Genomic DNA, 21,121 nt, shown 5'->3' with positions numbered 1-21,121 from the left:
ATCTTCCGGAGTTCCTCATGAGCACACCCACCTCCCACCCCACCTCCCACCCCGTCGCCATCCCCATGCCGCCGCTGGGCCTCGGCACCTTCCGCCTGAAGGGCCAGGTCGTCATCGATGCGGTCAAGAGCGGCCTGTCGCTCGGCTACCGCCACATCGACACCGCCCAGATCTACGGCAACGAAGCCGAGGTCGGCCAGGCGATCGCCGAGAGCGGCTTGCCGCGCGCCGAGCTGTTCGTCACGACCAAGATCTGGACCGAGCAACTGGCCGGCGACCGCCTGATCCCCAGCCTGCGTGAGAGCCTCGCGAAGCTGCGCATGACGGCTGTCGATCTCACGCTGATCCACTGGCCGTCGCCCGGCGGCGCGGTGCCGCTGAAGAACACGCTCGACGCGCTGATCGAAGCGAAGCGCCTCGGCCTGACGCGGGCGATCGGCCTGTCCAATTTCACCGTCGGGCAGATGCGTGAAGCGATCGATCTCGTCGGCGTCGGCGAGTTGGCGACCAACCAGGTCGAGATCCACCCGTTCCTGCAGAACCGCCAGGTCGTCGACCATGCGAAGGCGGCGGGCTTGCCCCTGACCGCCTACATGCCGCTGGCCTACGGCAAGGTCATGACCGAGCCGGTACTGCTCGACATCGCCGCGCGACATGGCACGACGCCGGCGCAGGTGTCGCTGGCCTGGCTGCTGCAACGGGGATTCGCGGTGATCCCGTCGTCGACGAAGCCCGCCAACCAGGCCGCGAACCTGGAGGCGCTGCGCTTGCGCCTGAGCGATGACGACATGACCCGCATCGCCACGCTCGATCGCGGCGAACGGCTGGCCAATCCGGACTTCGCGCCCGCCTGGGACTGAGGTCGGTTCGATCCTGGCACCGGTCCGAGGTGAAAGCCTCATTTATGGAACGGTCATTCCAGAATCGCTACAGTCCGCCACATGGCCAGACCCAAGCAGTTCGATCCCGACGAAGCGCTGGACGCCGCGGTGGCGGTGTTCCGCGAGCACGGCTACGCGGGCAGTTCCGCGGAGATGCTCACCGCCTCGATGGGCATTGGCAAGCAGAGCCTGTACAGCACCTACGGCGGCAAGTGGCCCCTGTACTGCGCGGCGTTGCAGCGTTATGCGCAAAGCGAGACCAGCCGGCACATCGAGGCGCTCAAGAGCGGCAAGACCGCGCTGGACGGCATCGAGCGATTGCTCAAGCGCGTCGTGAACGAGGCGCACCTGCCCTGCCTGGGCGTGGGCTCGGTCCAGGAGTTCGGCATGGACAGCGAAGGCAGCGCCGCGCTGGTCGAGATCCGCGAGACGGGCGGCCGGGCGATGCAGGCGGCGCTGCTGGAACGCCTCCGGGATGCGCAGGCCAAGGGCGAGCTGTCCGCGGTGGTTGAAGCGAAACACGCCGTGGCCTTCGTCTTCGCGCAGATCGCCGCCTTGCGTCTGGCTGCGCGCGGAGGCGCGACGGACACCGAATTGCGCGCGTTGGCGCGACTGTCCCTGCAGGCTCTGAAGTGAGTCTGTTTTTTTTGACCAATTATGGAACGATCGTTCCAGAAAAGAGTGGAAGCAATGAAGCATGACAACATGAACCCGGATCAGCAGGGCACTCGACGTGTCGCGCTGGTCTTCGGTGGTTCGCGCGGCATCGGCGCGGGCATCGTGGAGCGACTCGCGAAGGATGGTTTCGACGTCGCGCTGACCTATGTGTCGCGGCCGGACGCGGCGCAAGCGGCGCTCGGCGTGGTGGAGGCCGCCGGCGGGCGAGGCCTGGCGATCCAGGCCGACAGCGCCGATCCGGTCGCGATCCGCGCGGCGGTCGCCGCGGCGGCCGAGCGGCTGGGACGGCTGGACGCGGTCGTCGTCAACGCGGGCGTGCTGCGACACGGGACGATCGACGTCGTGTCGCTCGAAGACCTCGACCTGTCTCTGAGCGTCAACGTACGCGGCGTCTTCCTCGCGATCCAGGCCGCGGTGGCGCAGATGCGCGATGGCGGGCGGGTGATCACCATCGGCAGCAACACGGCGATCCGCACCGGGTCGCCGGGCAGCAGCGTGTACGCGATGACCAAGGCGGCGGTGGCCTCGATGGTCCAGAACCTCGCACTGGATCTCGCGCCGCGGGGCATCACGATCAACAACGTGCAGCCGGGGCCGATCGCCACGGACATGACCGCGCCGTTCGCGGACTACCTTCAGGACAAGTTGAAGCTGGGCCGGATGGGCCAGCCCCACGAGATCGGGGCGCTGGTGTCTTACCTCGCCGGCCCCGAGTCGGGCTACATGACCGGCGCCAGCCTCACGATCGACGGTGGGTGGGTCCTGTAAGCGGATGTTCTCGGGCGTGAAATCGGTCACGTTTCCAGGTCGGCCAGACATGAAGGCGTTCACCCGGAGCGCATACAACCCGGGGGCCTGTGCTTTCCGACCTTCCCATGTTCCGCCTCCGATTCCGACCGAAACCGCCCGCGGCCAATGAAGCGCCAGTCGCCGCCGAAGGCATCGCCCCCGCTACCGCCGACGTCGACGCCGTCGATGTGATTGCGGCTGAGGCCGACACCGACGCTGAGGCAGTTTCCGAGGATGTCGACGGCGACGGCGACGAGCGTCGCAGCACCCCGCGCCGCGACGTGCCGCTCGGGCCTGCGGTGCGCGTCGAGTTTGTGCTGCTGGGCCGCGCCCGCAGCCTGAGCGTGGACGACGTGTCGCTGGGCGGTCTCGGGTTGCGCGGCACGGTCGAGGAGGGGCGCGGTCTGTTCCTCGGCCAGAAGGTCTCGCAGGCGAGGGTGATGGTCGGCGATCAGCTCGTGCTGGTGACCGATCTCGAGGTGCGTATCCGGCGCAGTTTCCGGTCCTTCCTTGCCGGCGAACAGGTCCACATCGGCTGCCGCTTCGTGGGCCTGAACCCGCTGGCCGAAGCAGAACTCCAGCGCCTGCTGTCTCAACTGATCGGTCAGCGCACCCGCTGAGCGGCGGCCCTGGATCCCCTGGACCGCCGCTGGCTTGGGCCATAATGCGCCTCCTCCGCGGGCGTCGTATAACGGCTATTACCTTGGCTTCCCAAGCCAATGACGAGGGTTCGACTCCCTTCGCCCGCTCCAGAGACACGCTTCCGACGAGTGCCTACGGCGCCGCTCCAGGCAGGCGGCCTCAGCCCCTTCCACAGGGCGCTCTCCAGTCCCCGCCACCGGTGGGGCGACCCGATCCGTGTTGCAATGCTGAACGTTTCCTGAACGCTCCCTGAGCGTTTCCTTTCAGCCGTCCGACATGTCCGCCGCCTCTCCGATCGCTTCCCCCCAGCTCTCCGACGACCCGACGCCGGCCGCCCACACGGGCTGGGCCCTGCTCGCGCTGGCGATCGGCGGTTTCGCGATCGGCACGACCGAATTCGCGGCGATGAGCCTGGTCCCGTTCTTCGCGCCCGATCTCGGCATCGATGCCCCGACGGCGGGCCACGTGATCAGCGCCTACGCGCTGGGCGTGGTGGTCGGCGCGCCGCTGCTGGCGGTGCTCGGCGCCAAGGTGCCGCGACGCACGCTGCTGATCGCGCTGATGCTGGCCTTCGCCGTCGGCAATGGCCTGAGCGCGCTCGCCCCCGGCTATCACGCGATGCTGCTGTTCCGCTTCCTCAGCGGCCTGCCGCATGGCGCCTACTTCGGCGTCGGCGCGCTGGTCGCCGCCTCGCTGGTCGCGCCAGCGCGCCGCGCGCAGGCGGTCAGTCTCATGATGCTGGGGCTCACCGTGGCGACCATCGTCGGCGTGCCGCTGGCCAACTCTCTGGGGCAGTGGGCCGGCTGGCGCTGGGGCTTCGGCGTCGTGACGCTGCTGGCGCTGCTGACCGCCGCGCTGGTCGCGTTGCATGCGCCGCGCGATCGCGTCCAGCCCGGCGCCAGTGCCATGCGCGAGCTTGGCGCGCTCGGCCGTCGCCAGGTCTGGCTGACGCTCGGGATCGCGACGATCGGCTTCGGCGGCATGTTCGCCGTCTACACCTACCTCGGGTCCACGCTGCTGGAGGTCACGCGCACCGGCCCCGGCATGCTGCCGGTCGTGCTGAGCGTGTTCGGCATGGGCATGACCGCGGGCACGCTGGTCTCCGCCTGGGCCGCCGACCGCGCGCTGATGCCGACCATCGGGGGGCTGCTGCTGTGGAGCGCGGCGTCGCTGGCGCTGTACCCGTTCGCGGCCGGCAGCCTGTGGACGCTGCTGCCGGTGGTGTTCCTGATCGGTTGCGGCGGCGGTCTCGGCGCCGTGCTGCAGACCCGGCTGATGGACGTCGCCGGCGAGGCGCAGACGCTGGCCGCGGCGCTGAACCACTCGGCCTTCAACGCGGCGAACGCGCTCGGCCCCTGGCTGGGCGGCCTGGCGATCGCCGCCGGCCACGGCTGGACGTCCACCGGATGGGTGGGGGTCGCCCTCGCGTTCGGGGGCTTGATGTTCTGGGCGGTGTCGCTCGCATTCGATCGTCGATAATCGCCGGCTTCTCTTGCTGGAGTCCCGCACATGGCCGACTGGCTGCCGCCCACGCGTTACTGGGTGCTGGCGATCTTCATCGCCTCGGCGCTGTATGCCCACTTCCGCGGGCGTGTCCGCTTCAAGCTGGCCCGCGCGCTGACCGACTTCACCGTGCTGATCTCGCCGATCAATGCGGTCATGTACCTGTTCTCCCGCGCCCCCGCCACGCCCTACCTGAAGACCTCGGCATTCCCCGAGCTCAGCCTGCTGCGCGACAACTGGCAGGTGATCCGCGAGGAAGCCCTCAAGCTCAACGACGAGGGCTACATCAAGGCCGCGTCCGGCTACAACGACATCGGCTTCAACTCGTTCTTCCGCACCGGCTGGAAGCGCTTCTACCTGAAGTGGTACGACCGGGACATGGCCTCGGCGAACGCGCTGTGCCCGAAGACGGTCGAGCTGCTCAAGCAGATCCCCGGCGTGAAGGCGGCGATGTTCGCGTCGCTGCCGCCGGGTGCGAAGCTGGTGCGCCACCGCGATCCGTACGCGGGCTCGTTGCGTTACCACCTCGGCCTGACGACGCCCAATGACCCCGGCTGCTACATCGACGTCGACGGCGAGAAGTACCACTGGAAGGACGGCGAGGACGTGATGTTCGACGAGACCTTCATCCATTACGCCGAGAACACCACGACGCATCAGCGCGTGATCCTGTTCTGCGACGTGGAGCGCCCGGTCCACTTCGCGCCGATCCGCTGGCTGAACCGTGCGTTCGGCAAGCTGGTGATGACGTCCGCCGCGACGCAGAACCTGGAGAGCGAGCCCATCGGCGGCCTCAACAAGTTCTTCTATCACGCCTACAAGGTGCGCCTGTTCTTCAAGGCGTTCAAGGCGAAGTCCCGCACCGGCTACTACGTCGTCAAGTGGGCGCTGATCCTCGGCATCCTGGCGGCCATCTTCCTCTGACCGCCGCGCAGACCGCCCGCTGAAGGCTCAGTCGGCCAGCGCCTGGGACAGGCGCTCGGCCTGCGGGCCGAACGCATAGGCATCCATCCCGAGCGCGCCGAAGGTGACGCCGTCGTGGATGCGGATGGGCGCGTCGTCGCGACCACCCGCGCCCGCGGCGACATACCAGGGCAGCAGATGCTCGTCCGTCGGGTGCATCAGCGCGGCCGCCGGCGCCTGCGTGCGATAGGCCGCCAGCGCCTCCCAGTCCCGGGCCGCGGAACGTTCCGCGAACCAGCCCCTGAACGCCGCCGATTCGGCCATCTCGGGCATGTCCTCGGACGCCGCGCGCATCAGCAGGCGCAGGTTGTGCGTGATGCTGCCGGTGCCCAGGATCAACACGCCCTCACGCGACAGCGCCTGCAGCTTGTCGCCGAGCTCGATCAGTTGCGCCGGCGAGGCGTGCGGCGTCAGCGTGAGCGGGATCACGGGCACATCCGCGTCCGGATAGATGTAGCGCAGCGCGGTCCAGATGCCATGGTCCAGGCCGCCATGGTCGACCACCGGCAGCGCGAGCGTCTCGCCAAGCAGCGTCGCCAGTGCCCGGTCACCCGGCGCGTCGTAACGCAGCTGATAGAGCGCCGGCGGAAGCCGCCGAAGTCGTACACCGCCTCGTGCCGGTCGGTGCCGAGCAGGACGGCCTCGCGCGCCGTCGTGTGCGCGGAGATCGCCAGCACCGCCTTCGGCCGGCCCCAGACGGCGTCCAGCGTGCGGCCCAGGCGCTGCATGAAGGCGCCGGCTTCGCCGGGCTCCAGCGCGATCATCGGCGAGCCATGGGAGACGAACAGGGGAGGGAAGTGGGTGTTCATGCGTTCCATTGAACGCCCGGGCGGGAGCCGCATCGTCAAAACCGCTTGCACGGACTGTTCAAGCCGATTGCATGGCCGCACCCCCGTGCCAGCGCGCGGGCATGCGGTTCGCTACAGTCCGCGCATGAGCGCGCACCCGTCTTCTCCGTCCGCCACCCCCGCCGGCGCCCCTGCCGGCACGCCGGCCGGGACCCCCTCGGCCCGGCCGGCTTCCGGTTCTCCCACGGGCCGCCGACCGCCGTCGTTATGGCGGCAGATGGGACTGCAGACCTGGCGCGACTTCCGCGCGGGCGAACTCCATCTGCTGATCCTGGCCCTGATGCTGGCCGTCGCCGCGGTGTGCGCGGTGGCCTTCCTGTCGGATCGGCTGGACCAGGGCCTGCGTCGCGACGCGGCGCAGCTGCTGGGCGGGGACGCGGTCGTCGCCAGCGATCAACCGACACCCGCGCCGCTGAAGGAACTTGCCCAGCGCCTGAACCTGAGCAGCGTCGAGACGCTCAACTTCCCCAGCATGGCCCGCGCCAACGAGGACCAGGGCGGCGGCAGCCGGCTGGTGGCGGTGAAGTCGGTCAGCCCGCGTTATCCGCTGCGCGGCGCGCTGGCGCTGAAGGACGGCCGCCAGGTCGGCGCGCCGGCGGCCGGCACCGTGTGGGTCGATCCGGGCGTGCTGAGCGCATTGGGACTGAAGGTCGGCGATCCGCTGCTGCTCGGTGATTTGACGCTGAAGATTGCCGGCGAGATCGCCAACGAGCCCGATCGCGGCGCCGGTTTCATGAACTTCGCGCCGCGCGTGATGCTGGCGCAGTCCGACATCGCCGCGACCGCGCTGATCCAGCCCGCGAGCCGCATCACCTACCGCTTCGCGGTGATCGGCCAGGCGACCTCGGTGCAGCAGTTCAACGCGCAGGCCCGCCAGCAGATGAAGGATGGCAACTGGCGCGGCGTGCGGCTGGAGTCGCTCGAGACCGGCCGCCCCGAGATGCGCCAGACGCTGGACCGCGCGACCAAGTTCCTGAACCTCGTCGCGCTGTTGGCCGCGTTGCTCGCCGCCATCGCGGTCGCGCTCGCGGCGCGGGAATTCGCCAACCGTCACCTGGACGACTGCGCGATGCTGCGCGTGCTTGGCCAGCCGCAGCGCCGGCTGACCTGGGTGTTCACGCTGGAGTTCGCCACCGTCGGCCTGATCGGCAGCGCGATCGGCGTGCTGCTCGGATTCCTGCTGCATTACGGCTTCATCGCGATGCTGGCGGGACTGATCGAGGTCAATCTGCCGGCGCCGGGCCTCTGGCCGGTGTTGCTGGGCCTGGGCATGGGCATGAGCCTGCTGCTCGGCTTCGGCCTGCCGCCGGTGCTGCAACTCGCGGCCGTGCCGCCGCTGCGCGTGATCCGCCGCGAACTGGGCCGACCGAAGATGGGGTCGATCGCCGTGCTGCTGGCCGGTGTCATCGGCTTCTCCGCGGTGCTCACGGCGCTGTCGGCGGACTGGCGCCTGGGGTTGTTCGCCACCGGCGGCTTCGCGGTCGCGCTGGGCCTCTTCGCGCTGCTGGCGTATGGCGCGGTGCTGGCGCTGCGTCGGCTCGTGCCGCAGGCCGGCGCGCCGCGCTGGCTGCTGCTGGCGACGCGGCAGGTCGCCGCGCGGCCGGCCTTCGCGGTGCTGCAGGTCGGCTCGTTGTCGCTGGGGCTGCTCGCATTGGCGCTGCTGGTGCTGATGCGCACCGACCTGATCGAGAGCTGGCGCGCCGCGACGCCGGTGAACGCGCCGGACCGTTTCGTCATCAACATCCAGCCGGAGCAGGGCCCGGGTTTCCGTGGCGATCTCGACAAGGCCGGCGTGAAGGACTACGACTGGTACCCGATGATCCGCGGCCGGCTGGTCGCCATCAACGGCGAGGCGATCAAGGCCAGCCGCTTCACCGAGGAGCGCGCCCAGCGTCTGGTGGAGCGGGAGTTCAACCTCAGTCACAGCGGCACGCTGCCGTCGCACAACCTGATCGCCGGCGGGACCTGGACGGCCGAGGAGAAGGACGGCGTCAGCGTCGAGCAGGGCCTCGCGGAACAGCTCGGCCTGAAGCTCGGCGACACGATGCGCTTCGACATCGCGGGCGTGCTGGTCGATTCGAAGATCACCTCGCTGCGCAAGGTCGACTGGGGATCGATGCGGGTCAACTTCTTCGTGCTGTACCCGCGCGCGGAGATGCCGGAGCTGCCGGTCAGCTTCATCTCCGCGTACCGCTCGCCGGAAGGGCAGGGCGCCGCGGCGGCGCTCGATCGCCAGCTGGTCAAGGAGTTCCCCAACCTCACGCTGATCGACGTCTCGGCCGAGCTCAAGCAGGTGCAGCAGGTGCTGGAGCAGGTGATCATGGCCGTGCAGCTGCTGTTCGCGGTGGCGCTGGCGCTGGGCGTGGTCGTGCTGCTGGTGGCGGCGGTGGGGTCACGTGATGCGCGCACGCGGGAGTTCGCTTTGATGCGGGCCTTCGGCGCGTCGAGCGCGCTGCTCGCCGCGGTACAGCGGGCCGAGCTGCTCGGGCTCGGGGCGCTCGCCGGTTTCCTCGCCGGCATCGCCGCCCAGGCGTTGGGGTGGGCGCTGACGCACTACGCCTTCGACTTCGAATGGCAGTTCAAGCCCTGGGTGCTGATCGGCACGACCATCGGCGGCGCCGTGCTGGCGCAACTCGCGGGCTGGTGGGCGCTGCGCGGGGTGCTGCAGCGCCCGGTCGTCCAGACGCTGCGCGAGGCCGATACGAACTGACCTCTTCTTACCCCCTCTCCCGCTTGCGGGAGAGGGCAGGGGGGAGGGCCAGCGGCGGAGGCAGTACGGACGCGCTCTTCAACGACAACGGGCGGCCACTGGCCGCCCGTTTGTCATGGTGCGATGAGGATCAGCGGGCGGCGGCGGCGCCCGCAGCACGTTCGGCCGACTCGATCGTGTTGACCAGCAGCATCGTGATCGTCATCGGCCCGACACCGCCCGGCACCGGCGTGATCCAGCCGGCGACTTCCTTGACGCCGTCGAAGTCGACGTCGCCGCAGAGCTTGCCTTCCTCGGTGCGGTTCATGCCGACGTCCAGCACCACCGCGCCGGGCTTGACCATGTCGGCGGTCAGCACGTTGCGCTTGCCCACGGCGGCCACGACGATGTCGGCCTGACGCGTGAAGTGGGCCAGGTCCGGCGTCGCGCTGTGGCAGACGGTGACGGTCGCATTGGCCTGCAGCAGCAGCATCGCCATCGGCTTGCCGACGATGTTGCTGCGGCCGATCACGACGGCGTGCTTGCCCTTGGTGTCATAGCCGATGAACTCCAGCATCTTCATGCAGCCGTAGGGCGTGCACGGCTTGAAGCCGTCCTGGCCGACCATCAGCGCGCCGGCGCTGGCGACGTGGAAACCGTCGACGTCCTTCTCCGGCGCGATCGCCTCGATGACCTTGTGCGCGTCGATGCCCTTGGGCAGCGGCAACTGCACCAGGATGCCGTGGATCGTGGGGTCGTTGTTCAGCGCGTCGACGCGCGCGAGCAGTTCCGCCTCGGTCATCGTGTCCGCGTACTTCTCCAGCACCGAGTGCAGGCCGGCATCCTCGCAGGCCTTGACCTTGTTGCGCACGTAGACCTGGCTCGCGGGGTTGTCGCCGACCAGCACCACGGCGAGTCCCGGCTTCACGCCCTTGGCCGTCAGCGCGGCGGCGCGCGTCGCCACTTCGGCGCGCAGTTGCTTGGACAGGGCGTTGCCGTCGATCAGTTGTGCGGTCATGTCGGTACTCCGGAACTCGAGAACGAAACTCTGAAATGAAAGAGGCCGCACAGGGCGGCCTCGGGGGATGCGGGGGAACTCAGCCGGCCTTGGCCTGCGTGTTCGCGCCGAGCGCGATCTTCAGCAGATCGGCCACGGTGTTGGCGTTCAGCTTTTCCATGATGTTGGCGCGATGCGCTTCCACCGTCTTGATGCTGATGCCCAGGTCGTCGGCGATCTGCTTGTTCAGGCGGCCGGCGACGATGCGTTCCAGCACTTGCGCCTCGCGCGTCGTCAGGCGCGACAGCAGCGCGTCGCGGCTGGCCGCTTCCTGCTGCGTGGCGAAGGCGCCGCGGGCCTGGTCCAGCATGCGCTCGACCAGCGACAGCAGTTCCTCTTCCTTGAACGGCTTCTCGATGAAGTCGACCGCGCCCTTCTTCATCGTCTGCACCGCCATCGGCACGTCGCCGTGACCGGTGATGAAGACGATGGGCAGCGGGCTCTTGCGTTCGATCAGCTTGTCCTGGAGTTCCAGGCCGCTCATGCCTTCCATGCGGATGTCGGCGATCAGGCAGGCGACTTCGCGCGGGTCGTAGCGGCTCAGGAAACTCTCGGCGGAGTCATAGCACTTGACCCGGTAGTCCTTGCCTTCCAGCAACCATTGCAAGGAATCTCGCACGGCCTCGTCATCGTCGACGACATAGACGTTACCCTTCTTCGGAATCAAGCTCATGGTGTTGCTGCGGTGTTGTGTGCAGTGCCCGTCCCTGCGTCGCCGCTCTTGTCCAGAGGGGCGAGTGAAGACTCCGGACGCGGAATGTCCACGGGGATCGTGAAGGCGAACCGGCACCCGACGATGGACGGGCCATTGTAGAGGTTCTCGGCACGGATCCGACCCTGGTGGGACTCGATGATGGACCGGCATAACCCTAGGCCGATCCCCAGTCCATCGGCCTTCGTGGAGAAGAAGGCCTCGTACATGCGCTCGATGACCTCGACCGGCAGGCCCGGTCCCATGTCGGTCACCGAGAACTCGATGTTGGCGCCGAGCTCGGCGGTGTGCTTGGGCACGACGCGCAGCTCGATGTGCCGGCGCGAGGGCGGCAGCGCCGCGTTGTCGATCGCCTCGGCGGCGTTCTTGAGCAGGTTCAGCAGCACCTGTTCGATCAGGATCGGATCGACGCGCATCACCGGCAGCCGCTGCGCGACGTAGGTGTGGATCTGCACGTTGCGCCGGCGCAGCTCGATGCCGGCCAGCTCGACCGAATCCTCGACGATCGACGCCGCGAACGCGGGCTGGCGCTGCGGTTCGCTCTTCTTCACGAAGGCGCGGATGCGGTGGATGATCTGCCCCCGCGCGCTGCGCCTGCTTGGCGGTCTTCTCCAGCGCGACGATCAGGTCGTCCTTCTGGATGTTGTCGCCGCGCACGCGCGAGACCATGCCGTTGCAGTAGTTGGTGATCGCGGTCAGCGGCTGGTTGAGCTCGTGCGCGACGCTCGACGCCATCTCGCCCATCGTGATCAGCCGGCTGGTGACCTGCGCCTTCTCGGTCTGCTGCTGCTGCTGGGCCTCGGCATGCCGGCGCGCGGTGATGTCGGTGGCGATCAGCATCTGCGCCAGGCGGCCGTCGGTCCACTGCAGGTAGCGGGCGCGGACGTCGAACCACATGTCGAGCTGCGCGATGAACACTTCGCGCGAATCGCCGCCGACCTCGGTCAGGTGCTGCGCGGGCAGGCCGCCGTAGCCGTCGACGTCCTCTTCCTCGCCGTGGCCGCCGTCACCGCCGGCGCCTGCCGCGTAGCCCGCCTCCTGCGTGCTCGTCGCGCCGGCCAGCCCGGCCGGCTGCGAGCCCGCCAGCATCGCGTGCCCCTTCGGATCGGCGCCGAACCACAGCCGGTAGCTGCGGTTGGCGAAGAGCAGTTCGCCCTGCTGCACCGACAGCACCGACACGGCCGCGTCCAGGCCCTCCAGCACCGTGGTGAAGCGCTCGTGCGAGGCCGACAGCTGGTCGCGCACACGCTTGGCCTCGGTGATGTTGGTCATCGAGGTCATCCAGCCGTTCTGCTTGCCCTTGGGGTCGATCAGCGGCGAGACGTACATGCGGGCATCGAAGATGCTGCCGTCCTTGCGCATCACCTTCACCTCGGAACCGCCGGCCGGGCTGCGGCCCTGCATCTCCTGCTGCAGCAGGCGCAGGTTCTCCTCGTAGCGGTCGGGCGGCCAGTAGGGGAAGGGCGGCTTGCGGCCGATCAGCTCGGACTCGGCGAAGCCCGTCATCGCGCAGAAGGCCGGATTGACGTAGCTGATGCGCGTCTCCAGGTCCATCGCCCGCATGCCGGTCAGCATGGAGTTCTCCATCGCGCGCCGGAAGTTGGTCTCGGCGGCGAGCGCGTTCTGCACCTGCGCGCGGCGGCGCATGTGCTTCCAGGTGCCGAGCAGCATCCAGACGGTCAGCACCGACAGCGCCATCACCATCCAGAACAGCGTGTTGGAGATCAGGCCGATCGACGTGCGATAGCCCTGGCCGCGCAGCACCAGGCCGGGCGCGGGGGTCATCGGCACCTCGTGATAGATCGGGGCGCGCGTGATGCGCTTGCCCGGCATCGGCGTGACCGTGCTGGCGACGACCTGCTCGCGCGGATCGAGCACCGCGACCGCGTGGCGCGAGGTCAGCTCGTTGGGGACCGAGTAGCGCAGCAGGCCTTCGACCGCGTACTCGGCGATCAGCACGCCGGCGAAACCGGCGCGGTCGCTCAGCGGCAGCTGCAGCTGGAAGACGGTCGAGTTGTTGGCGTCGGCGAACGAGGCCGAATACGTCCGCGTGCGCCGGTCGCGCGCGCCCTGGAAGGCGCGCTCGGGCTCGCTGTTGGCGTGGCCGTTGGGCATGGAGGGGTCGCTGCCCTCCAGCGTCATCAGCGACTCGGCCTGCTCGCCGATCGCCGCGACGCTGACGCGCTTCTCGCGGCGCGCGTTCAGCCAGGTGATGTGGGTGATCTCGGGCCGGTTGCGCGCGATCGCCATCGCGCGCTGCGTGAACTCGAGGTTGTCGATCGAGCGGTTGGCCAGGTCGCGCTGCAGCGGGATCAGGAAGTCCTCGTTCTCGATCAGGCGGGAGCGGATCTGCTGCTGCGCCATCTCGGTGTCGCGCTTGACGGCCTCGGCCTCGCGCTCGATCTCCTCGTTGCGCAGGTACCAGAAGGCCGACACGATCGCCGCCAGGAACAGCACCACCGACAGCAGCGGCCCCAAGGTCGCGAAGCGGTCCTGCCGGGACGGGGACTGCCGGCGCCACCACGCCGAGATCAGGCGTTTGACGGGATTCAGGGCACGGCGCGCAAAGCCTTGGACATCGAGGCGGGACAACATGGGCGCGATTATCCCGGCGCGTTCAGCCCGCCCCGGGCCGGGCGGCCCCGGGGCATTCCCGATCCGGGCATTCCCGGATCGCATCGTGAAAGACATCCGTCACGAAACGAGGCCTCCAAAGGCTATTGCATTTCATGATATGGAAACGCATCGCGCTATTTGGAAAATGAGCGGCTTATGCGACACTCCGCCGCCATAGCCCTTCCGGTGGGGTTTGCCGCGTGCGAACGCATGACGGCGCACGCATGACGGTTCTCGCAAGTTCGGGCACAGTGACCCGTTCGAACCGAGAGCCTCGCGCGGCAACCAGCCCGCCAGAAGGCCGTGATTGAGATAGCTAGGAGACAAGACATGTCCGCGCAGCCCCAGTCGTTCCTCGGCGCAGCCGCCAATGACACCGACGCCCTCGAAACCAAGGAATGGCTGGACGCCCTGTCCGCCGTCATCGGTGAGGAAGGCGGCGATCGCGCCCACTTCCTGCTCGAGACCCTGATCGACCACGCGCGTCAGGCCGGCATCGACGTGCCCTTCTCGGCCACCACGGCCTACGTCAACACCATCCCGGCCGACAAGGAAGAACGCTTCCCCGGCAACATCGAGATGGAAGAACGCCTGCGCGCCTTCATGCGCTGGAACGCGATGGCGATGGTGGTGCGCGCGAACCGCCTGCATCCGGAAGACGGCGGCGACCTGGGCGGCCACATCTCGAGCTTCGCCTCGCTGGCGACGATGCTGGGCTGCGGGTTCAACCACTTCTGGCACGGCGACGACACCGGCGAAGGCGGCGTGCACGGCGGCGACCTGCTCTACATCCAGGGTCACAGCGCGCCCGGCATCTACGCCCGCGCTTTCCTCGAAGGCCGCATCACCGAGGACCAGCTGAACAACTTCCGCCAGGAAGTCGAAGGCAAGGGCCTGTCGAGCTACCCGCATCCGAAGCTGATGCCCGAGTTCTGGCAGTTCCCGACCGTGTCCATGGGCCTGGGCCCGCTGATGGCGATCTATCAGGCGCGCTTCCTGAAGTACCTGCACGCCCGCGGCATCGCCGACACCTCCAAGCGCAAGGTCTGGGTCTTCCTGGGCGACGGCGAGATGGACGAGCCGGAAAGCCTGGGCGCGATCGGCCTGGCCGCGCGCGAGAAGCTGGACAACCTGATCTTCGTCGTCAACTGCAACCTGCAGCGCCTGGACGGCCCGGTGCGCGGCAACGGCAAGATCATCCAGGAGCTGGAAGGCGAATTCCGCGGCTCCGGCTGGAACGTCATCAAGCTGATCTGGGGCTCGTACTGGGACCCGCTGCTGGCGCGCGACAAGCAGGAACTGCTGCGCAAGGTCATGATGGAGACGCTGGACGGCGACTACCAGGCCTACAAGGCCAACGACGGCGCGTTCGTGCGCAAGCATTTCTTCGGCAAGCATCCCGAGCTGCTGAAGATGGTCGAGAGCATGTCCGACGAGGACATCTGGCGCCTGAACCGCGGCGGCCACGACCCGCAGAAGGTGTACGCGGCGTACCACAAGGCGGTGAACACCGTCGGCCAGCCGACGGTCATGCTCATCAAGACCGTCAAGGGTTACGGCATGGGCAAGATCGGTGAAGGCAAGAACACCGCGCACCAGACCAAGAAGCTGCAGGACGAGGACATCAAGGCCTTCCGCGACCGCTTCAACATCCCCATCCCGGACAGCGAACTGTCGAAGATCCCGTTCTACAAGCCGGCCGACGACACGCCGGAGATGCAGTACCTGCACGAGCGCCGCAAGACGCTGGGCGGCTACCTGCCCAAGCGCCGTCCGCAGGCGGAAGAGTCGCTGAAGGTGCCCGACCTGGCGACCTTCCAGGCCGTGCTGGATCCGACGGCCGAAGGCCGCGAGATCTCGACGACGCAGGCCTACGTCCGCTTCCTGACGACGCTGCTGCGCGACAAGGACCTGGGCCCGCGCACGGTGCCCATCCTGGTCGACGAGGCGCGCACCTTCGGCATGGAAGGCCTGTTCCGCCAGATCGGCATCTACAACCCCGCGGGTCAGAACTACACGCCGGTCGACAAGGACCAGGTCATGTACTACCGCGAGGACAAGGCCGGCCAGATCCTGCAGGAAGGCATCAACGAAGCGGGCGGCATGGCCAGCTGGATCGCCGCGGCGACGTCGTACTCGACGAACAACCGCGTGATGATCCCGTTCTACGTCTACTACTCGATGTTCGGCTTCCAGCGCATCGGCGACCTGGCCTGGGCGGCGGGCGACATGCAGGCGCGCGGCTTCCTGCTGGGCGGCACGTCGGGCCGCACGACGCTGAACGGCGAAGGCCTGCAGCACGAGGACGGCCACAGCCACATCCTGGCCGGCACGATCCCGAACTGCATCAGCTACGACCCGACCTTCGCGCACGAGGTCGCCGTCATCCTGCACTCGGGCCTGAAGCGCATGGTCGAGAACCAGGAGAACGTCTACTTCTACCTGACCCTGCTCAACGAGAACTACCCGATGCCCGGCCTGAAGGCCGGCACCGAGGAGCAGATCCTCAAGGGCATGTACCTGCTGGAAGAGGCCGTGCAGCCGCAGGGCGCGCAGCCGCTGACGGTGAACCTGCTGGGCTCGGGCACGATCCTGCGCGAGAGCCAGGCCGCCAAGAAGCTGCTCGAAGCGGACTGGGGCGTCGGCGCCAACGTGTGGTCCTGCCCCAGCTTCAACGAGCTGGCCCGCGACGGCCAGAACGCCGAGCGCTGGAACCTGCTGCACCCGACCGAACTGGCCTGCGTCCCCTACGTGACGCAGCAGCTGAGCAAGGTGCAGGGTCCGGTGATCGCGTCGACCGACTACATGAAGAACTACGCGGAGCAGATCCGCGCCTTCATCCCGGCCGGCCGTTCGTACAAGGTGCTGGGCACCGACGGCTTCGGCCGCAGCGACTTCCGCTCCAAGCTGCGTGAGCACTTCGAGATCAACCGCCACTACATCGTCGTGGCCGCGCTGAAGAGCCTGGCCGACGAGGGCAAGATCCCGCAGGCCAAGGTGGCTGAGGCCCTGAAGAAGTACGGCATCAACGTCGACAAGATCAACCCGCTGTACGCCTAAGCGTCGGACTCGGAGACAACACAAATGGCATTGGTGGAAGTCAAGGTTCCCGACATCGGGGACTTCAAGGACGTCGCGATCATCGAGTTGCTGGTCAAGCCCGGCGACACGGTGAAAGTCGAACAGAGCCTCCTGACCGTCGAGTCCGACAAGGCCTCGATGGAGATCCCGTCCTCGGTGGCGGGCGTCGTCAAGGAGGTGAAGGTCAAGATCGGCGACACGATCAACCAGGGTGACCTGATCGTCGTGCTCGAAAGCGATGCCGCGGGTGCTCCGGCGCCGGCCGCCGCCGCGCCCGCTCCGGCGGCCGCTGCTCCGGCGCCCGCGCCGCAGGCTGCACCCGCAGCGGCGCCTGCCGCCGCGCCGGCCGCTGCCGCTGCACCGGCGGGTGCCGTGGACATCGTCGTGCCCGACATCGGCGATTTCGACGAAGTCGCGGTGATCGAGGTGCTGGTCAAGGTTGGTGACACGGTCAAGCAGGAGCAGAGCCTGATCACCGTCGAGAGCGACAAGGCCTCGATGGAGATCCCGTCGTCGCATGGCGGCGTGATCAAGGCGCTGCTGGTCAAGCTCGGCGACAAGGTCGCCAAGGGCTCGAAGATCGCCGTGATCGAAGCCGCTGGCGGTGCCGCCGCCCCGGCTGCTGCCGCGCCCGCTCCGGCGCAGGCTGCCGCCGCGCCGGCTCCGGCCGCCGCGAGCGCGCCGGTCGCGGCGCCGTCGGACCGTCAGGTCCCGACCGCCGCGCTGCCGCCGCACGAGCCGACCAAGCCCTCCGGCAAGCTGCCGCACGCGTCGCCGAGCATCCGCAAGATCGCCCGCGAACTGGGCGTGCCGCTCGACGAGGTGAAGGGGTCCGGCGCCAAGGGCCGCATCACCGAATCCGACGTGCAGGGCTTCGTCAAGGCCGTCATGGCCGGCACGACGCAGACCGTCGCGCAGAAGGCCGCGGCGCCCGCCGGCGGCGCTGCCGGTGGTGGCGCCTTCCCCGGCCTGCTGCCCTGGCCCAAGGTCGACTTCGAGAAATTCGGCCCGGTCGAGCGCAAGGACCTGTCGCGGATCAAGAAGATCAGCGGCGCCAACCTGCATCGCAACTGGGTCACGATCCCGCACGTCACCAACCACGACGACGCGGACATCACCGAGCTGGAGGCCTTCCGCGTCCAGCTGAACAAGGAGAACGAGAAGTCCGGCATCAAGGTCACGATGCTGGCCTTCATGATCAAGGCGACCGTGGCGGCGCTGAAGAAGTTCCCCGAATTCAACGCCTCGCTCGACGGCGACACGCTGGTCCTGAAGAACTACTTCCACATCGGCTTCGCCGCGGACACGCCGAACGGCCTGGTCGTGCCGGTGATCCGCGATTGCGACAAGAAGGGCATCTTCCAGATCAGCCAGGAGATGTCGGAGCTGGCCAAGAAGGCCCGCGACGGCAAGCTCGGCCCGGCCGACATGACCGGCGGCTGCTTCTCGATCTCGTCGCTGGGCGGCATCGGCGGCACCTACTTCACGCCGATCATCAACGCGCCGGAAGTCGCGATCATGGGCGTGTGCAAGTCCTCGACGCAGCCCGTGTGGGACGGCAAGCAGTTCCAGCCGCGCCTGATCCTGCCGCTGTCGCTGAGCTGGGACCACCGCGTCATCGACGGCGCGTCGGCCGCACGCTTCAACGTGTACTTCGCGTCCCTGCTGGCGGACTTCCGCCGCATCGTTTTGTGATGGGCACCCGGCGGCGGGATACCGCCGCCACCCGCCGGGCGGGTGCCCGGCCGCCTCGGGGCGGCCCGGCGCCGGCCGGGCGCGCTAAGAATCCATGAGTGAAAGACAACATGGCACAAGTTGAAGTCAAGGTTCCCGACATCGGGGACTTCAAGGACGTCGCGATCATCGAAGTCCTGGTCAAGGTCGGCGACACGGTGAAGGTCGAGCAGAGCCTGGTGACCGTTGAGTCCGACAAGGCCTCGATGGAAATCCCGTCCTCCGTCGCCGGCGTGGTCAAGGAACTCAAGGTCAAGCTCGGCGACAAGCTCAACCAGGGCGACCTGCTGGTCGTGCTGGAGAGCGATGCCGCCGCTGCTCCGGCGCCGGCCGCTGCTGCGCCGGCTCCGGCCGCAGCGGCGCCTGCGCCCGCTCCGACGGCTGCGCCTGCGCCTGCCCCCGCGGCGCCGGCTCCGCAAGCCGCGACCTACACCGGCCCGGCCGAAGGCGAGTACGACGTGATCGTGCTCGGCGGCGGTCCTGGCGGCTACTCGGCGGCGTTCCGCGCGGCCGACCTCGGCCTCAAGGTCGCGATCGTCGAGCGTTACGCCACGCTGGGCGGCGTCTGCCTGAACGTCGGCTGCATCCCGTCCAAGGCGCTGCTGCACGTCGCGGCGGTGATGGACGAAGTCAAGCACTTCGCCGATCTGGGCGTCTCGTTCAGCGAGCCGACCGTCGAGCTGCCCAAGCTGCTCGCGCACAAGCAGAAGGTCGTCGGCAAGCTGACCGGCGGCCTGGCCTTCATGGCCAAGGGCCGCAAGGTCACGGTCGTGCGCGGCTACGGCACGCTGCTGGACGCCAACCACCTGTCGGTCGAGGAGACCGCAGGCGAGGCCCAGGAGCGCACCGGCAAGACCCAGACGCTGAAGTTCCGCAAGATCATCCTCGCGGCCGGCTCGCAGGCGGTGCGCCTGCCCTTCATGCCGAACGACCCGCGCGTGATCGACTCGACCGGCGCGCTCGAGCTGACCAGCCGCCCCAAGCGCATGCTGATCGTCGGCGGCGGCATCATCGGCCTGGAGATGGGCACGGTCTACTCGACGCTGGGCGCTCGCCTGGACGTCGTGGAAATGCTGCCCACGCTGATGACGGGCGCGGACCGCGACCTGGTCAAGGTCTGGCAGAAGATGAACGCGCCGCGCTTCGACAACATCATGTTGAACACGAAGACTGTGGCCGCGGAAGCGACGCCCGAAGGCATCAAGGTGACCTTCGAGGGCGAGGGCGCCCCGAAGGAACCGCAGGTCTACGACCTGGTGCTGCAGGCGGTGGGCCGCACGCCCAACGGCAAGAAGATCGGCGCGGACAAGGCCGGCGTGATCGTCAGCGATCGCGGCTTCATCCCGGTCGACGTGCAGATGCGCACCAACGTCGCGAACGTCTTCGCCATCGGCGACATCGTCGGCCAGCCGATGCTGGCGCACAAGGCGGTGCATGAGGGCCACGTGGCGGCGGAAGTCATCGCCGGCGAACTGCTCGGCGACGAGGCGCTGGCCAAGTCGCGCTTCGATGCGCGCGTGATCCCCAGCGTCGCCTACACCGATCCGGAAGTGGCCTGGGTCGGCGTGACCGAGGATGAGGCCAAGGCCCGCGGCATCAAGGTCAAGAAGGGCCTGCTGCCCTGGTCGGCCTCCGGCCGCGCGATCGCCAATGGCCGCGACGAGGGCTTCACCAAGCTGCTGTTCGACGAGGAGACCCACCGCATCATCGGCGGCGGCATCGTCGGCACGCATGCGGGCGACATGATCGGCGAGATCGCGCTGGCCATCGAGATGGGCGCCGACGCCGTCGACATCGGCAAGACGATCCACCCGCACCCCACGCTGGGCGAGTCGATCGGTCTGGCCGCGGAAGTCGCGCACGGTTCGTGCACCGACGTCCCGCCGCCGCGCAAGTAAGCGCCGTCCACGGAGCACGCGCCCGGATGCTGGTCCTCGACGCCGCCGCGACTTCGCGCGCGCGTCCCGTGGTCCCCCCTGATGGAGGAGATCGCGACGGTCTGCCGCGAGCATCGCGACGGCCGGCTCACCTGTCCGCCGCGGCAGGTGCTGCCGCTGCGCCAGGACGGCGTGTTGCTGGTGATGCCCTGCCTGAGCGACACGCTGTCGATCACCAAGCTCGTCAGTGTGCATCCGCTCAACGCGGCGCTCGGCCTGCCGACGATCTCGGGCGAGGTCGTCGTGCTGGACAGCCGCACCGGCCAGCGCCTGGCGGTGCTGGACGGGCCCGCGCTGACGGCGCGCCGCACGGCGGCCGTCAGCATGCTGGCGCTGCAGCACCTGATCCGCAAGGCGCCGCGCCGCGTGCTGGTAGTCGGCGGTGGCGTGCAGGCGCGCGCGCATGTGGAGGCGCTCCAGGCGCTGCATCCGCAGGCGACGATCCACGTGCAAGGGCACCAGACGGTGCCAGGTTTTGTCGAGGAGCTCGGCGTCGAGCCGCTGCCGGCGGAATCCCAGACGCGTCACCCCTGGGACGTGATCGTGTGCGCGACCACCAGTCGCGTGCCGGTGCTGCGTCCCGGCGTGGGCGAGGGCGCGGTGGTGATCGGTGTCGGCGCGTTCCGCGACGACATGGTGGAGCTGCCGCAGGAGCTGGTCCGCGGCGCGCAGATCTGGGTCGACGACCCGGTCGGCGCGCAGGCCGAGGCCGGCGACCTGATGGCGGCCGGCCGCTTCGAGCCGCAGGACGCGCTCGACGACCTCGTGCTCGGTCAGCGGCCCGTGAACGACGGCCGCACGCGGCTGTTCAAGAGTGTCGGTTGCGCGCGTTGGGACCTCGCGGCTGCCCGTGTGGCCGTACGCGCCACCTGACCGTCGCACGCCACGCCGACGCCCACCACGAGCTGGAGGCGTGCGGGGCCAGGGGGCCGGCCCGATTTGTGGAGCCTGCGAGACGTATGAGGGCCGGCCCCCTGGCCCCGCAAGCCGA

Annotated in this window: 15 protein-coding genes, 1 tRNA gene and 3 pseudogenes; 12 read left to right on the top strand and 7 right to left on the bottom strand. The window is 68.6% G+C overall.

Features of this window, described 5'->3' with window-relative positions; all coding sequences use genetic code 11:
* Positions 1 to 17: 17 nt before the first annotated feature.
* The 7 genes from dkgB to ACFJIX_RS30840 all read left to right on the top strand — a co-directional run bounded on the left by dkgB (position 18) and on the right by ACFJIX_RS30840 (position 5,417).
* The gene (dkgB, locus tag ACFJIX_RS30870) at positions 18 to 860 is read left to right on the top strand and encodes a 2,5-didehydrogluconate reductase DkgB (RefSeq protein ID WP_377156799.1); all 843 of its coding nucleotides are present in this window, start codon (positions 18 to 20) and stop codon (positions 858 to 860) included.
* Between the two features lie 81 nt (positions 861 to 941).
* On the top strand, positions 942 to 1,517 hold the full coding sequence (locus ACFJIX_RS30865) for a TetR/AcrR family transcriptional regulator (RefSeq protein WP_377156797.1): 576 nt from the start codon (positions 942 to 944) through the stop codon (positions 1,515 to 1,517).
* Positions 1,518 to 1,571: 54 nt separating this feature from the next.
* Complete coding sequence (locus ACFJIX_RS30860) at positions 1,572 to 2,327, top strand: SDR family oxidoreductase (RefSeq protein WP_377156795.1); 756 nt, start codon at positions 1,572 to 1,574, stop codon at positions 2,325 to 2,327.
* Positions 2,328 to 2,434: 107 nt separating this feature from the next.
* On the top strand, positions 2,435 to 2,968 hold the full coding sequence (locus ACFJIX_RS30855; RefSeq protein ID WP_377156794.1) for a hypothetical protein: 534 nt from the start codon (positions 2,435 to 2,437) through the stop codon (positions 2,966 to 2,968).
* A gap of 57 nt (positions 2,969 to 3,025) precedes the next feature.
* Positions 3,026 to 3,100: transfer RNA gene (locus tag ACFJIX_RS30850), tRNA-Gly, on the top strand.
* A gap of 166 nt (positions 3,101 to 3,266) precedes the next feature.
* Positions 3,267 to 4,469, top strand: coding sequence for an MFS transporter (locus ACFJIX_RS30845; protein WP_377156793.1), 1,203 nt, complete (start codon positions 3,267 to 3,269; stop codon positions 4,467 to 4,469).
* Positions 4,470 to 4,499: 30 nt separating this feature from the next.
* Positions 4,500 to 5,417, top strand: coding sequence for an aspartyl/asparaginyl beta-hydroxylase domain-containing protein (locus ACFJIX_RS30840; protein ID WP_377156791.1), 918 nt, complete (start codon positions 4,500 to 4,502; stop codon positions 5,415 to 5,417).
* 27 nt (positions 5,418 to 5,444) lie between these two features.
* On the opposite strand, the gene ACFJIX_RS30835 is transcribed toward ACFJIX_RS30840, so the two are convergent.
* On the bottom strand, positions 5,445 to 5,987 hold the full coding sequence (locus ACFJIX_RS30835) for a dioxygenase (protein WP_377162079.1): 543 nt from the start codon (positions 5,985 to 5,987) through the stop codon (positions 5,445 to 5,447).
* A complete protein-coding gene (locus ACFJIX_RS30830) occupies positions 5,882 to 6,265 on the bottom strand; it encodes a hypothetical protein (protein WP_377156789.1) in 384 nt (127 codons plus the stop codon). The genes ACFJIX_RS30835 and ACFJIX_RS30830 overlap by 106 nt, the downstream gene beginning before the upstream one ends.
* Before the next feature lie 256 nt (positions 6,266 to 6,521).
* On the opposite strand from ACFJIX_RS30830, the gene ACFJIX_RS30825 reads away from it, so the two are divergent.
* Positions 6,522 to 9,014 (top strand): ABC transporter permease, encoded by a 2,493-nt coding sequence (locus ACFJIX_RS30825; RefSeq protein ID WP_377156788.1) that lies wholly within the window; start codon positions 6,522 to 6,524, stop codon positions 9,012 to 9,014.
* 130 nt (positions 9,015 to 9,144) lie between these two features.
* Here ACFJIX_RS30825 and folD read toward each other — a convergent pair whose 3' ends face one another.
* From folD to ACFJIX_RS30800, 5 genes and pseudogenes are all read right to left on the bottom strand, one after another.
* A complete protein-coding gene (gene folD / locus ACFJIX_RS30820) occupies positions 9,145 to 10,011 on the bottom strand; it encodes a bifunctional methylenetetrahydrofolate dehydrogenase/methenyltetrahydrofolate cyclohydrolase FolD (protein ID WP_377156786.1) in 867 nt (288 codons plus the stop codon).
* A gap of 79 nt (positions 10,012 to 10,090) precedes the next feature.
* Entirely contained in the window at positions 10,091 to 10,360 is a 270-nt protein-coding gene (locus ACFJIX_RS30815; protein ID WP_377162076.1) for a response regulator transcription factor, read from the bottom strand.
* A gap of 18 nt (positions 10,361 to 10,378) precedes the next feature.
* A pseudogene (locus tag ACFJIX_RS30810) lies at positions 10,379 to 10,684 on the bottom strand (response regulator transcription factor); the annotation flags it as partial.
* Between the two features lie 35 nt (positions 10,685 to 10,719).
* A complete protein-coding gene (locus tag ACFJIX_RS30805; RefSeq protein ID WP_377162073.1) occupies positions 10,720 to 11,178 on the bottom strand; it encodes a sensor histidine kinase in 459 nt (152 codons plus the stop codon).
* 877 nt (positions 11,179 to 12,055) lie between these two features.
* Positions 12,056 to 12,316: pseudogene (locus ACFJIX_RS30800) on the bottom strand (PAS domain-containing protein); the annotation flags it as partial.
* Positions 12,317 to 13,708: 1,392 nt separating this feature from the next.
* On the opposite strand from ACFJIX_RS30800, the gene aceE reads away from it, so the two are divergent.
* From aceE to ACFJIX_RS30780, 4 genes and pseudogenes are all read left to right on the top strand, one after another.
* Entirely contained in the window at positions 13,709 to 16,438 is a 2,730-nt protein-coding gene (aceE, locus tag ACFJIX_RS30795; protein ID WP_377156784.1) for a pyruvate dehydrogenase (acetyl-transferring), homodimeric type, read from the top strand.
* A gap of 24 nt (positions 16,439 to 16,462) precedes the next feature.
* A complete protein-coding gene (aceF, locus tag ACFJIX_RS30790) occupies positions 16,463 to 18,154 on the top strand; it encodes a dihydrolipoyllysine-residue acetyltransferase (protein WP_377156782.1) in 1,692 nt (563 codons plus the stop codon).
* Positions 18,155 to 18,264: 110 nt separating this feature from the next.
* Positions 18,265 to 20,091, top strand: coding sequence for a dihydrolipoyl dehydrogenase (gene lpdA / locus ACFJIX_RS30785; RefSeq protein WP_377156780.1), 1,827 nt, complete (start codon positions 18,265 to 18,267; stop codon positions 20,089 to 20,091).
* A gap of 69 nt (positions 20,092 to 20,160) precedes the next feature.
* A pseudogene (locus ACFJIX_RS30780) lies at positions 20,161 to 21,003 on the top strand (delta(1)-pyrroline-2-carboxylate reductase family protein); the annotation flags it as partial.
* Positions 21,004 to 21,121: the final 118 nt, after the last annotated feature.

The sequence above is a fragment of the Roseateles sp. UC29_93 genome, assembly GCF_042695725.1.
GTDB classification, from domain to species: domain Bacteria; phylum Pseudomonadota; class Gammaproteobacteria; order Burkholderiales; family Burkholderiaceae_C; genus Roseateles; species Roseateles noduli_A.
The sequence above is the reverse complement of the archived record's forward strand: the minus strand, read 5'-3'. Positions and strand labels throughout refer to the sequence as shown.